The following is a 13127-nucleotide window of genomic DNA, read 5'->3' on the forward strand; positions in this document are numbered from 1 at the left end:
GCCATCACTTTGTGCATTACCCCTTATAATTCGGTGCTGCCTTTGTCATTTGAACATCATGTGGATGTGATTCTACCAATCCCGCATTGGTAATCTGCACAAACTGTGCATTTTCTGTCAAGGCTTCAATTGTTGGCGCACCCACATAACCCATTCCAGACCTTAAACCACCAATCATCTGAAAAATAATGTCCTTTACTGAGCCTTTATACGCTACACGGGCTTCAACACCTTCTGGCACTAATTTCTTAGCTTCGTTCACACCGCCTTGGAAATAACGGTCTGCTGAACCGTTTGACATCGCGCTCAAACTACCCATTCCTCGATAGCTCTTGTACTTCTTTCCATCTTCTTCCAAAACTTCACCAGGGGTCTCATCCGTGCCTGACAACATGCTGCCCAACATAACCGCGTTACCACCAGCAGCCAATGCCTTCACGATGTCGCCAGAATACTTGATCCCACCGTCAGCAATAATATGCTTGCCATACGCGCGTGCCACCGTTGCCGCATCATAAATTGCAGTGATTTGTGGCACACCGACACCGGCAACCACACGCGTTGTACAAATAGATCCTGGTCCAATACCAACCTTAACCACATCCACACCAGCATCAAACAAAGCCTTGGTCCCTTCACCTGTCGCTACATTTCCTGCAATTAACGTGGCATCCGTAAAGTGAGCTCTAATTTCCGCAATTTTACGCAAAACACCGGCTGAATGTCCATGTGCTGTATCGATGACAATGGCATCTGCCCCAGCCTGCAACAATGCGTTGGCACGGTCAAAAGTATCGCTTGTTACACCTACAGCTGCCGCTACTAAAGGACGGCCAGCTTCGTCGCTAGAAGCCAGCGGATATTCCTTAGGATCTGCTTTACCAGCTGCTTTAACTTCTAACACCTGAGTTGCTTGATCTTCAATGGACATATTTTTATGAATGACGCCTAAGCCACCCTGCCGAGACATTGCGATCGCCATTGCAGACTCAGTTACTGTATCCATTCCTGCGCTAATTATGGGAACATTCAATTTGATATTATCCGTTAGTTGCACCGATAAATTCGTTTCATTCGGCAATACATGGCTTTCCGCCGGAATTAACAAGACATCATCAAAAGTTAAACCCTTTTTCACAAATTTTGTTTCCCAATTAGACATAGTTTAGATCTCGCTCCTTTTCAATATTTATGACTATTTTGCTTGCGCAAAATCTCTTCTTCAAGACGGATGTCCATTCGCGCTACGCCTCAATTCGGCTAGGCGAACTGGCTCCTTTTCATTATTTATGACTATTTTGCATCAAAGAAACTGCATTTTCACGACAATCGCCTACATAAAACCGCCAGTCACATGATAGCGACGCTTGAACCACAGACGGAACACAAACAAGACCGCCGCAATCACAAAGTATGCCTCAAATGGTAACACTGGGTTTAAACTTTCTGGCAACGCCGAAAAGGCCATATAAGCTACCATCCAAACCAGAATCATTCCAGTTGCCATTCCAATCGTTTTCCAAATGGACTGATGCTTCTTCTTGCTTGCACCTGGTTGCAATCGATCCGTTAAGAATGGCGCGCATGCTCCCCCAATAACGGAAATAGCTAACATAGCAGTAATTCCAGCCGGTCCTGGTTCTTGGGCAATGGATTTTGGTTGCATGATCAGCATAATACCAAACATCAATGCAAAAATCATCAAGAAAACCATGGCATTATCCAATACTTTCATCCAATACTTCGTCTCAACTGGTGCCTTCTTAGGTCCTTCGATAATTTCTTTCATACGGTCTGTTGGCGTGCCATAAATTTGTTTAGCTGTTTCACCCTTTAATTGACCTTGTAATAGCCGTAACTTTGTATCTTGCAAAGCTTCTTGTTTCTTTTCATCTGATAGCTTATCATTGGCATTTAATTCTTTTGTTAGACGAAACATAAAGTCTTCATTACGCTTTGTAAATGTCTGGTTTTCCTTATGTTTCTCAACATCTTGCTTACCAGCATTTCGTTCGACTGTCTTATCTTCACTCATGTTCAATTCTCCTCTATTTACGCATCTTAAACATTGAAGCGGAATTCAATGATATCGCCATCTTGAACAACATAGTCCTTACCTTCAAGCCGAAGCTTTCCAGCCTCACGTACAGCTTGCATACTGCCGTACTTATCCAAATCTGTGTACGAAACAGTTTCAGCACGAATAAACCCACGTTCGAAGTCGGAATGAATAATTCCCGCACATTGTGGGGCTTTCATACCACGCTTGAATGTCCAAGCACGTGTTTCAGGACCACCCGCTGTAAAGAAGGTTTCAAGTCCTAATAGCTTGTAAGATGCACGAATTAGGCGGTTCAGTCCAGGCTCTTCAATACCTTCAGCCTCTAAGAAATCTTTTTTATCAGCATCATCCAATTCAGCAATTTCCTCTTCCGTTTCAGCTGAAATTCCTAATACTTGAGCATCAGGATCATCTCGTGCTACACACTGTTCGATTTCTTGATAGTACTTGGATCCTTCTGGGTCGGCCATATCATCTTCAGCAATGTTTGCGACATACAAGACTGGCTTAGAAGTCAATAAGAATAGCCCACGCACAATTTTTTGCTCATCATCATCAAATTCAATTGAACGAACTGACTTACCGGCCTCTAGTACTGGTTTGATTTTTTCTAAAACAGCCAATTCAGCCAACGCATCCTTGTCCCGACTTTTGGCTGCTCGTTGTACTTTGCCTAAACGTTTGTTAACGGCGTCCAAATCAGCAATACTCAGTTCCAAGTTGATAGTTTGAATATCTTCAACGGGATCCACTTTACCAGAAACCGTGGTGATATTATCATCATCAAATGCTCGCACAACGTGAACGATGGCATCTACTTGGCGAATATTTTCCAAGAACTTATTTCCTAATCCTTCACCCTTGCTAGCACCCTTTACAATTCCAGCAATATCCGTAAATTCAAATGTAGTGGGTACGATTTTTTTAGCTGGCACAATCTCTTGAATTCTTGCAAGACGTGCATCTGGAACTTCAACCATCCCGACGTTGGGATCGATTGTGGCAAACGGATAGTTAGCCATTTCTGCCCCTGCTTTTGTAATCGCATTAAACAAAGTTGATTTACCGACATTTGGTAAGCCAACGATACCTGCTGTTAATGACATTTTTCACACGCTTTCTTTAATAATTTTAATTTAGTGTATACATGTAATATAGTAACAAAAAAGAAGGTTGAGGGACAGAGGGAGAGCGGAAAAAAGAACGCGGTTACGCCGCAAAGTACATTTTTAGTTCTCAAAAAAAGTCATTTTTTTGCAAAATTGTTCTGAATAATACTTTCTTAGTCCCCAAAAGTTAAAAATTCCTCACATTTATCCGGCAGCGTGCTAGACTTAGGAAAGTAAAAATATATAACTAAAATATTGAATGCTATTTATGAAAAACAAACGCAGAGGAAATTATGTCTAAACTTAAATTTTTCATCACTACACTTACTTTTATTATCTTAGGTTTGTATTTTCCCCAAACCATTCAAGCCGATAATACCCAATCAAAACCGTTTCCTGACAACGAAATTCTTGGTGTTGGTTCTTATTTTAATGCCTTTGCAGCAGGCACCATGACGATTGATGCCAATAATACCGTACACTTAGAGGGTCGTTATGCCAGCAACATTCTCGAATCCAGCACAAATAGTTGGAATTCCCGAAACAAAGATACCCAGTGGGGCACCATTACTAGTGCTGGGTCTGGCTATCTTGTTGGAAAACCGTTGTTTACGGCCAACAAAGTGGATTCTAGCACGACTTACGGCGAATATATGCGCCATATGTTAGATCCCAATGCGCGTCAAAGAAATGACATTGCTGCCCCGGTGGTATCTTCTAAAAATCAAATTGTTGTAAATAATTTACAGAATGAGGCCAAGAAATACACGGAAACAGATAAATTAAACCATGCCGCCTTGTTGAATATCCTGGATACTGGTCATACCGTGGGGACAACCTCTGACTTTTCCGGTGATAATGGCACAAAGCTTGCCTCAGTTAGTGGAAAAGCACTTGATCCAAACGCGACAGATGTCACCGGTTACTTTGATGCCGCCGCCATTCAATTTAATAAAATCTCTCAATATTATGATCAACTCACACAACCAAGTGCAGATGACAATACACAGAATGATAAAGTGGTTGTAAACGATCATGTGAACGATGTGAAAGTCACCCAAACCACCCCGGAGTATCAGAATTATACGAACTTAACGATTGACGTCACCCTGCCCGAAAACTACAGTTCAGAGGAAAATTACAAAACACCACCTGTCATTATGGTAGGAATCAACGCAGCCAATGCGAGTGACAAGAATTTAAATTTAACGCTTAAAATTCACAACATGAATACTACTACCACATCAGTTCAAGCAGGTGATACTTCTTATGACTCATACACGTATGCGCCCTACGTTTTCATTAATTGGGACAACGTGACCACCACCAGCCCATTCAGCAACTGGCAAGGATCGTTTAAAATGCAAGCTTACAAGGGTACTGATCCTGATGAAAGCCCTGTAAATTCATCCAATGGCACCCAACAAAGTCAGCTTTTCTCAAGCCACGTTTTAAATAATTTTCCTAACGCCAAAACCAGCGGGACAGATACTTTAGAATTCGGTAATACGGCCGATGACAGCCAACTTTGTGGTGCCATGTTGTTACCTAATGCCAGTGTTTCGCTTGGATCAGGCAGCCGAACCCTCTATGGCAGCATTTTATCTGGTAAAAACATTAAAATCGCGCATGATATGCCAGCTTCACGGTTGATTGCTGGCACCTTCGACATCAGTGATATTTCCGGAAACGTTTTTAGTAATTTGCATTCGGTTGGCCCCTATATTAAAAATCTAAATCTAATCACTACCAATCAGTTAGAGGATGGCGCCATTTCGACCGGTTTGATAGGCACAACAGTCAATGAAAAAACGATTCATGTGACTGATCCTACTAAATCGGTGGCCTTGCAAGGAACTGTTGTGACTAGAAATAAAAACTATCAATTGTTTTACAAGTTGAGTAATCAAAATACAAATTCCGATTGGAAAAAGCTTAATGCAAGTGGCGTCAATACCAATGATAACAGTACGTTCAAAGTAAACAATTTAACCAGTCTGCCCGGCTACCAGCAGGGACTATCCATGAAAAATAAAAAATCTGAAGCAGCCGAAGATTTGCCAAGCCTTTCGATGGTTGGTGGAGATCTACAACGCCAAAATCGAATTGACTTAGTTGTCGCGCCGAAAACGGATGATGATGGCAATCCCATCACAGCAAGTTCTGACTTGACAAGTTATCAGCACACTACCATTAACCTGACAGAGACGGGCAAACTCACTGCCAGTATTCCAAACGTCTTCAACTTAACAGCTGACGCAACTGATCCGGATAATTATAGTTCGCCTAAAGAGACGCAAAACATCACAGTCATGAATGATTGGCGTGTGCCTTACACTTTAAATGTACAATACAATGACGGTCTTGCTGCAAAACTGCCAGAAGATGGCTTTACTTTGTTTGACCAACCAAAATTACTCAGTTACACGGCAAACGGAACTGCTTTTAATATCAGTCAGCCGCTATTACAACAGTCAAACAATGCAAGTTTAATCGCCACATCCTCCACAAATTTCCAAATTAAACTTAACGTGAAGCAACTACTTGCGAGCGGTCTTATCCAAAATGAAAAAAAGTATGAATTTTTGCTTTATTGGACATTAAATTATCGACTATCGTCCTAAATATTTTTATTTCACTTACAAAAAAATAGTGTTTTCCGTTGCAATTTAAGTGTGAGACCTATATACTCTTATATTAGTCACCCAAAAAGGTGTATCACATTAAACACAAGGAGAAAATACAACTATTATGAAAAAACATCGATTGGTTACCACATTAAGTCTACTAGGTCTCAGTTTAGCTTTAGGCTTAAGTGCTACCCAAGTACATGCTGATGATTTTAGTAAAACTTCCACCGGTCAATTTTCAGTGACAGCTGGGCAGTTAAGTCTTGAAAATATCCCCAATTTTGATTTTGGCACTGCCAATCTAAAAGACTTAGCCAACGAAACAACGCTTAAAGATCAGACGACCACAAACAATACACTTTCTATTTCTGATTATCGGGGTACTTCCAACAGTGGCTGGGCTTTAACTGCTTCTTTAAGTGATTTCATTAATACCAAGAGCAGTAAGAGCGTAACTGGCGCCATCGCTTTTGCAACCAACAACTCTGCTTCTGGCTCAATCGGCAGTGAAGCAAGCCAAATTTGGGATAATAAAACTGCTAACTTAAATGGTTCAGGTTCTGTATCAGCCAAGGTGGATAACGAAAAAACTTCATTAACTACAGAAGCGAATAACGCGGTCGATAGCGGGAATTATGAAGCTACCGTGACATGGACGCTTGGCAATACTTCCGCAAATTAATCACTTTTGAGAGCAAAACTAACCAGAAGGTAATACGGCTGGCTAACTTATTGGGTTAGTGCCAATTACCTTTTTTTATATCTAAAAGGAGAAAAAATGTTTCATAGATTAATGAAAATTATTTTAACCGTGGGAATTTTCGGGCTTAGTCTTTTGGCAATTCCTCACTCAGTTCAGGCTGCAGGAGCTAATTTTACGGTTGCTCGAATTGCCAGTGGTCAACAAAATGACCCTACCGTTTCATATTTTGATCTAAAACTAAAACCTGGCCAAACAACCCACATCAAAGTGAAGGTGACTAACTTAACGACTAAGCCACTTCATTTGATAGCATCGCCCAACACAGGTTATACGACTGATGGCGGTTCAGTAGCTTATGATCTCAAGTCATTAGGTGAGAAAAGTAGTGCTCCCTATCAACTAGAAAGTCTTATGGGTGGACAGCAAAAACTTACGATCCCTGCTTCTAGCGAAAAAATAGTGACTTTTCCAATTAAAATGCCAGTAACACCTTTCAAGGGTGTCCTAGATGGCGCCATTTATTTTCTCAATCCCCAAGCTTCGCAGACTACGACGACAGATAAGAAGAACTTCGCCATTAAAAATCGCTTTGCCCTCGCTTTAGGTGTCACTATTCACGAAGACACCCAAACAACGGTATCGCCAAAACTAGCTTTGGGTACAATTTCAACCGGTACTGATCAAAGTGACCAATTTAGTCCAGCCATTAAAGCGCAAATCATGAACACTCATGCCGCATTGGCGAAAAAATTACAAATAAAAAGTGAAGTTTCGCAAAACGGGAAAAAGCTTTATGAAACTCAAGCTAAAAATTTGACGATGGCTGCCGATTCCAACTTTAAATATGCCATTACTACGAATCACGCTGCGTTAAAGCCGGGGACTTATCACTTAAAATTGGCTGCTAAAAGTGGCTCGCAAAAATGGACGTTCAATCGTACTTTTACAATTTCAAAAGATGAAGCTGCCGCCGCTAACAAACACGCTCATGTCAAAAAGAGCTATACACTCTGGATTGCATTAGCTGTGTTACTAATCCTCTTACTGTTAATTTTGGCTTATTGGTTAGGGAGACGGGGTTCAAAAAAAAATTAATGCGCATAAAAAGGCGATAGCCGTATGGAAAATTCCATACGACTATCGTCTTTTTAAATAAAATCTTTATCATTAAGTTATATTCAAACTCACAAAGCAGATAATTAGTCTGCTGCTTTTTTCAAAACCTTTTTTAATTTTCGTTCAAATTCACGTCGTGGCAGCATGACAATGTGCCCACAATTCAAACATTTAATTTTAATATCCATCCCCATGCGAATGATCTTCCAATCATTAGCCTGACAAGCATGCGGCTTTTTCATTTCCACTTCATCGTTCAAATCGTATGTTTTCATTACCATTTTTATTTACCCCTTAATCCAAAGAAACGTGCAATAACTCCAAAATCCGCGATAAATCATCATTAGACACATAGTTGATTTCGATTTTACCGCCCTTTTCTTTTTGTTCAATGGTTGCCTTTGTCCCAAATTTCTCCTGTAATTGCGCTTCAATTTCGCGCACATAAGGGGAAACTTTTTTGGCTGTTGTGAGTCGTTTAACTGGTCGTGTTGCTTGAGCATTTAACTGATTTACAAGCCGTTCTAACTGTCGTACCGTCAAATGATCGCTCACGACACGTTTAGCCAATGGAATTAGTTTATGCCGGTTCTTCAATCCAAGCAAGGTTCTTGCTTGTCCCATCGATAGTTGCCCATTCTGCAACATATTTTTGATTGTCTGTGGCAAACGTAACAGTCGGAGATAATTCGCGATATATGGGCGACTTTTACCCAATTTTTCTGAAACTTGGGCTTGTGTAAAATTCAACTTGGCCATTAGTGAGTCATAGGCTTGGGCTTCTTCAAGAGGCGTTAAATCCTCCCGCTGTAGATTTTCAATTACCGCCGCTTCCATGGTTTCGGCATCACTGAGTTGACTCACTAATGCCGGGATCGTGTGTAAGCCTGCCATTTTGGCAGCACGCATTCGCCGCTCTCCGGCAATTAATTCAAAATAGTTTTCCGAAGCCGCCTGTTTGCGAACCACAATCGGTTGAAAGACACCGGATTCTTGAATAGAATTAGCTAACTCACGTAACGCTTTGGCATCAAAATTATGTCGCGGTTGGTAAGGGTTGGGATGAATATTTTTTAAATTAATCTCAACAACTTGTTTCGCATCCTCGTCACGTAAAAGCTTCTCAGCTCCCATTAAAGTTTTTGATTTACTCGTCATGCTGGGTTACTCCCTTTTTCCTTACTTACAATTGGTTCTTTATTCGGAGTGCCTGGTTTACGTGGATATTTTTTGGGGGTTGTCTTAACCTTGTCAATCCATACCAAATGCCGTACATCGCCCGAAACTGGTAAGTTTAGCTGCTCATCATGATTCAATTTGCCACCCAAAATTGCGATCGCACGATCTGCATCCCGCACTTCTTCTGGCGTATGACTTGCTTTCAATGCCACTAATTGCCCACCAATTTTGACTAATGGCAAACACAACTCTGCTAACACGGATAACCGAGCTACTGCACGAGCCGTTACGAGGTCAAAAGCTTCTCGATGTCCCAATTTGGGCTTTGCGAAGGTTTCCGCTCGATCATGGCAAAGTGTCATGTCTGTTAATTCTAGCTTTTCTACTAAATTATGCAAAAAAGTGATGCGTTTATTCAAAGAATCCACAATTGTGACCTTCAACTGCGGAAAAACAATTTTTAAAGGAATGGATGGAAACCCTGCACCAGCCCCTACATCGCACAATGTGATAGGTTGCTGAAACAAAGCTGGATTCTGTATACCTGGCACTAAAGAATCATAAAAATGTTTCAAATAAACATCGTCTTGTTCCGTAATTGCGGTCAAGTTTACGTGTTCATTAATGGTAATTAAATAATCGTAATATGTATGAAACTGCTGCATCTGTGTATCTGTTAAGTGAAGTCCGTGATCAGCAAGGGCTTGTCGAAAAGCTTCTGGGTTCATATGATTCCTCCATTGTGAAACAAAAAGTGTTCCACGTTATTATAAACGATTCTTAACAGCGGAACAAGGCACTGTAAAAATAGATTACCACTCTCACCACCATAATCCATTTCGGTATAAATTGAACTCATTTTTTAGCTTCAGTGCCTCTCAACCTATTTTTCAAAAAAAGTGACTCAAAATATTCATTCTTTTGAGTCACTTTATACTATTTATATAAAAACTATTCATCTAACGCTTTACCATTAGTCTCAATGATGTGTTTCATCCAGCCATATGATTTCTTAGGAATCCGTTTTAAACTCCCATGACCCAAATCATCCATATCGACATACACAAAGCCATAACGTTTCTTCATTTCTCCGGTTGAAAGAGAGATCAAGTCAATGGGTGCCCACATGGTATACCCAATACAAGGCACCTTATCAATATTAATGGCATCCGCCATTGCCGATAAGTGTTTCTGCAAATAATCAATTCGATAATCATCTTTCACATAACCTTTATCGTCTGGTTTATCAATTGCTCCCATTCCATTTTCAACAATGAAAATTGGTTTTTGAATGCGATCATAGATCATATTCATGGTATACCGTAGACCAAGTGGATCCAGTCCCCAACCCCATGGTGTCTTTTCGAGATAAGGATTGGCCGAGCCTCCAACATTAAACCAGGCATCGCCAGCCTTAGAAGTATTAGAGCGATAATAACTGAAAGCAATAAAATCGAGTTGCCCCTCTTTTAAAGTTTGTTTATCACTTGGATCCATCTTAATTTCGCTAAGTCCTTTAACACCATGATGTTGCAAAATTTCATCAGCATACCTTGGATAGTAACCTCTTCCCATTGTATCTACGAAATACCAATTTTCACGCAACTCTGCTTGATTATGAAAGACATCTTCCGGCTTGCATGTTGCGGGATAGCAAGTACTGAGCGCATACATTGTCCCAAATTGGCTATGCGGCATTAACTTGTGCCCAAGACTAACGGTTTTAGCCGAGGCCACAAACATATTGTGAGCCGCTTGGTATCTACTCAAGCCTGTTGCTTTATGTACCCCACTGGGACCAAAGCCACGTACCGCATTAATTTCATTAAAAGTCAGCCAGTATTTGCATCTGTTGCCAAAATGTTCAAATAATGTTTTCGCATATTTTACGTAAAAGTCAATAACTTTCCGCGAGTTCCAACCATCATATTTCAGTGCTAAATGAACCGGCATTTCATCATGACAAATGGTAATCAGTGGTTGAATATGGTATTTTTCAAGCTCACTAAGCACGTTATCATAAAACTTCAGTCCCTCTTTATTCGGCTCTGTTTCTTCACCATTGGGAAAAATTCTACTCCAAGCAATGGAAAAACGATAAACATTAAATCCCATCCCGGCCATTAACTTAATGTCTTCTTTGTAATGATGATAGAAATCCACGGCTTGATGGCTAGGATAATAGTGGTCTTCCAGCCAAACCGGCTTGGCATCTTCTGGCACATCTTCTGCATCCAAAAAAGAACTTTTAGGATTGATAATCCTACCATCAGGCATTTTCATCGTATGATGCCGCGGATGCTCCGGTGAACCATTTGTTTCATAGTCATGTGTTGAAGGGCCACGACCGCCTTCATCATAACCACCTTCATATTGAAAATCTGCAGTTGCACCGCCCCATAAAAAGTTTGTTGGTAATTCCTTAGTCATTGTTATAATCTCCTTCATTTAAAATTGTTCCAACAGATACCTGGCCTTCCTCTTTAAGCAAGACTTTCTTACCGTTAGGATTTGTTAGAATTAACATTGTGGTTAAATCATACCCTTTTCCTTCAATCAATTTACGGTCGACTCGAACAATAGGTTCCCCTGCACGAACTTTATCACCTTGATGAACGAGCACATCAAAACCCTCACCCTTTAAATTAACAGTATTAATACCAATGTGGACTAGAATTTCAATACCTTCTTTAGTTGTAATTCCGAACGCATGACCAGTTGGAAACATTGCCGTGATTTCACCATTTGCCGGCGAACAAATAAAGTTGCTCTCCAATTTAAATGCCACACCTTTACCTAATGCACCGCTAGCAAACGCCTCGTCTTTAACCTCTTTTAAAGGTTCAACTATGCCATCACTAACCGCCACAATCGCATTATCTGGATAAGTTTGACTCACAGGAGTCGTGACACTTTTTGCCTTCTTACCTTCATCAATTCCTAAAACAAAAGTTACCGCTGCTGAAACTACAATTGCAGTAATAATACCTCCAACTATTGCGCCTACAGTCTTTTCAAATATTGGTAAAGCCAAAACATTTGAGTAACCCATGATGTAGGCTTTTGCCCCAAAAATTCCGGCAACCACACCACCAGCAAAACCGCCGGCCATCACGCCGTACATCGGTTTCTTATACTTCAAGTTAATTCCGTATAAAGAGGGTTCCGTAACGCCAGCAACAATCGCACCCACAGCTAACGACCAGGCTTGACTCTTCAATTTTTTATTTTTTGTCTTTAAAGCAACGCCTATATTCGCGCCGCCTTCTGACATGTTGTGTAGTAAAAATGCTGGCCGAAGAATTGGATCGTATCCTGGATCACTAATAAGTTGTGGCATAAATGGTGCTAAAGCCGTGTGCATGCCAGTCATTACCAACCAAGGAAGTACAGCAGCCAATAGGCCAACGGCAAGCGGACCAACCGTACCATTCAAAAACATAACTAATGTCGCAATCATTTGCCCTAGGTAATCACCAATTGGACCTAAAATTAGAAACCCTAAAGTTCCGGATACAAAGATAGTACCTAAACCAACAAAAATTGATTTAAAAATCCCTGGTACAATTTTATTCAAGAATTTTTCGGTAAAGTAGGCCACAATCGAAATTAGCAATGCAGGAAGCAATGACGTCCCGTAATTAATCACTTTAACTGGTAAATTAAATAAGGTTGGATTCGCCATATTAGGATGTGCTGCCATCTGTGTGACTAAGTCGTGAAAACCTGGATAAAGCAACGAAGCAGTAGCCATCATAGAATATGTGGGTGTTCCTCCTAACTTGGTTGCAGCCCCATAAGCCACTACAATCGGCATAAAGTAAAATGGAGAATCTGCAATAGCAGATAAAAGCGTATAAGTGGTCGTTTTGGCAAAGCTAGGCTCGATGAATGTGATGATTAAAAGCAAAACTACTTTAAACATCCCGCCAGCAATTAATCCAGGAATCATTGGTGTGACAGATGCTTGAATAAAGTTAATGATCTTTCCACCGGCATTTCTCCAAGTCCACTTTGTTTCCTTTGGGACATCGAGATTCTCATCAATAGGTTTTTCAGTCGTTAAATCGAAATCTTTAACAATTGCGTTATAAGTAGGCAATAAGTTTTGCCCCAAGATAATCATGTATTGACCACCAGCATACACGACGCCAAGGACAGCATCCATATCTTCCAAGTCCGTTTTGTTAGCTTTGGAAACATCCTTAAGCACGAATCTCAATCGAGTCATACAATGTGTCACGCTTTTTATATTTTCAACGTTACCGACGTTTTCAACGATTTGTTGCGCTAATTTATGGTAGTCCATGATAAATTCTCCTTTACGT

Annotated in this window: 11 protein-coding genes; 3 read left to right on the top strand and 8 right to left on the bottom strand. The window is 40.7% G+C overall.

Translation table 11 applies throughout. The features are described 5' to 3' along the window. Nucleotides 1–16: 16 nt before the first annotated feature. From guaB to ychF, 3 genes are all read right to left on the bottom strand, one after another. Nucleotides 17–1162 carry an IMP dehydrogenase gene (gene guaB, locus IV80_RS03615; RefSeq protein WP_057749635.1) on the bottom strand — a complete coding sequence of 382 codons (1146 nt, stop codon included), beginning with the start codon at nt 1160–1162 and terminating at the stop codon, nt 17–19. Between the two features lie 171 nt (nt 1163–1333). After that, nucleotides 1334–2035: a DUF1129 domain-containing protein gene (locus tag IV80_RS03620; RefSeq protein WP_057749638.1), complete on the bottom strand. Its 702-nt coding sequence runs from the start codon at nt 2033–2035 to the stop codon at nt 1334–1336. 26 nt (nt 2036–2061) lie between these two features. Next, the gene (ychF, locus tag IV80_RS03625) at nt 2062–3168 is read right to left on the bottom strand and encodes a redox-regulated ATPase YchF (RefSeq protein ID WP_057749643.1); all 1107 of its coding nucleotides are present in this window, start codon (nt 3166–3168) and stop codon (nt 2062–2064) included. A gap of 296 nt (nt 3169–3464) precedes the next feature. On the opposite strand from ychF, the gene IV80_RS03630 reads away from it, so the two are divergent. The 3 genes from IV80_RS03630 (at nt 3465) to IV80_RS03640 (ending at nt 7599) form a co-directional block, all read left to right on the top strand. Next, entirely contained in the window at nt 3465–5795 is a 2331-nt protein-coding gene (locus IV80_RS03630) for a hypothetical protein (RefSeq protein ID WP_057749646.1), read from the top strand. 127 nt (nt 5796–5922) lie between these two features. Next, a complete protein-coding gene (locus IV80_RS03635) occupies nt 5923–6483 on the top strand; it encodes a WxL domain-containing protein (RefSeq protein WP_057749649.1) in 561 nt (186 codons plus the stop codon). A 96-nt stretch (nt 6484–6579) separates the two neighbouring features. Next, nucleotides 6580–7599 (top strand): WxLIP family cell surface protein, encoded by a 1020-nt coding sequence (locus IV80_RS03640; RefSeq protein ID WP_057749652.1) that lies wholly within the window; start codon nt 6580–6582, stop codon nt 7597–7599. 104 nt (nt 7600–7703) lie between these two features. On the opposite strand, the gene IV80_RS03645 is transcribed toward IV80_RS03640, so the two are convergent. The 5 genes from IV80_RS03645 to IV80_RS03665 form a co-directional block, all read right to left on the bottom strand. Next, a complete protein-coding gene (locus IV80_RS03645; RefSeq protein WP_057750061.1) occupies nt 7704–7895 on the bottom strand; it encodes a DUF951 domain-containing protein in 192 nt (63 codons plus the stop codon). A 19-nt stretch (nt 7896–7914) separates the two neighbouring features. Beyond that, nucleotides 7915–8754, bottom strand: a complete 840-nt coding sequence (locus IV80_RS03650; RefSeq protein ID WP_236699569.1) for a ParB/RepB/Spo0J family partition protein — start codon at nt 8752–8754, stop codon at nt 7915–7917. A 20-nt stretch (nt 8755–8774) separates the two neighbouring features. Next, nucleotides 8775–9527, bottom strand: a complete 753-nt coding sequence (gene rsmG, locus IV80_RS03655; RefSeq protein ID WP_057749657.1) for a 16S rRNA (guanine(527)-N(7))-methyltransferase RsmG — start codon at nt 9525–9527, stop codon at nt 8775–8777. A gap of 223 nt (nt 9528–9750) precedes the next feature. Then, entirely contained in the window at nt 9751–11229 is a 1479-nt protein-coding gene (locus IV80_RS03660) for a glycoside hydrolase family 1 protein (RefSeq protein WP_057749659.1), read from the bottom strand. After that, nucleotides 11222–13108 (bottom strand): glucose PTS transporter subunit IIA, encoded by a 1887-nt coding sequence (locus tag IV80_RS03665; RefSeq protein WP_057749663.1) that lies wholly within the window; start codon nt 13106–13108, stop codon nt 11222–11224. Before IV80_RS03665 ends, IV80_RS03660 begins: the two co-directional genes overlap by 8 nt. Between the last annotated feature and the right edge of the window lie 19 nt (nt 13109–13127).

Source organism: Pediococcus cellicola (genome assembly GCF_001438655.1).
Lineage (GTDB): Bacteria > Bacillota > Bacilli > Lactobacillales > Lactobacillaceae > Pediococcus > Pediococcus cellicola.

Excerpts from the sequence above, each read along its gene's own strand:
- IV80_RS03660 (WP_057749659.1), bottom strand. The coding sequence starts at position 11,229 with ATGACTAAGGAATTACCAACAAACTTTTTATGGGGCGGTGCAACTGCA.
- rsmG (WP_057749657.1), bottom strand. The coding sequence starts at position 9,527 with ATGAACCCAGAAGCTTTTCGACAAGCCCTTGCTGATCACGGACTTCAC.
- IV80_RS03650 (WP_236699569.1), bottom strand. The coding sequence starts at position 8,754 with ATGGGAGCTGAGAAGCTTTTACGTGACGAGGATGCGAAACAAGTTGTT.
- IV80_RS03635 (WP_057749649.1), top strand. The coding sequence starts at position 5,923 with ATGAAAAAACATCGATTGGTTACCACATTAAGTCTACTAGGTCTCAGT.
- IV80_RS03665 (WP_057749663.1), bottom strand. The coding sequence starts at position 13,108 with ATGGACTACCATAAATTAGCGCAACAAATCGTTGAAAACGTCGGTAAC.
- ychF (WP_057749643.1), bottom strand. The coding sequence starts at position 3,168 with ATGTCATTAACAGCAGGTATCGTTGGCTTACCAAATGTCGGTAAATCA.
- guaB (WP_057749635.1), bottom strand. The coding sequence starts at position 1,162 with ATGTCTAATTGGGAAACAAAATTTGTGAAAAAGGGTTTAACTTTTGAT.
- IV80_RS03645 (WP_057750061.1), bottom strand. The coding sequence starts at position 7,895 with ATGAAAACATACGATTTGAACGATGAAGTGGAAATGAAAAAGCCGCAT.
- IV80_RS03630 (WP_057749646.1), top strand. The coding sequence starts at position 3,465 with ATGTCTAAACTTAAATTTTTCATCACTACACTTACTTTTATTATCTTA.
- IV80_RS03620 (WP_057749638.1), bottom strand. The coding sequence starts at position 2,035 with ATGAGTGAAGATAAGACAGTCGAACGAAATGCTGGTAAGCAAGATGTT.
- IV80_RS03640 (WP_057749652.1), top strand. The coding sequence starts at position 6,580 with ATGTTTCATAGATTAATGAAAATTATTTTAACCGTGGGAATTTTCGGG.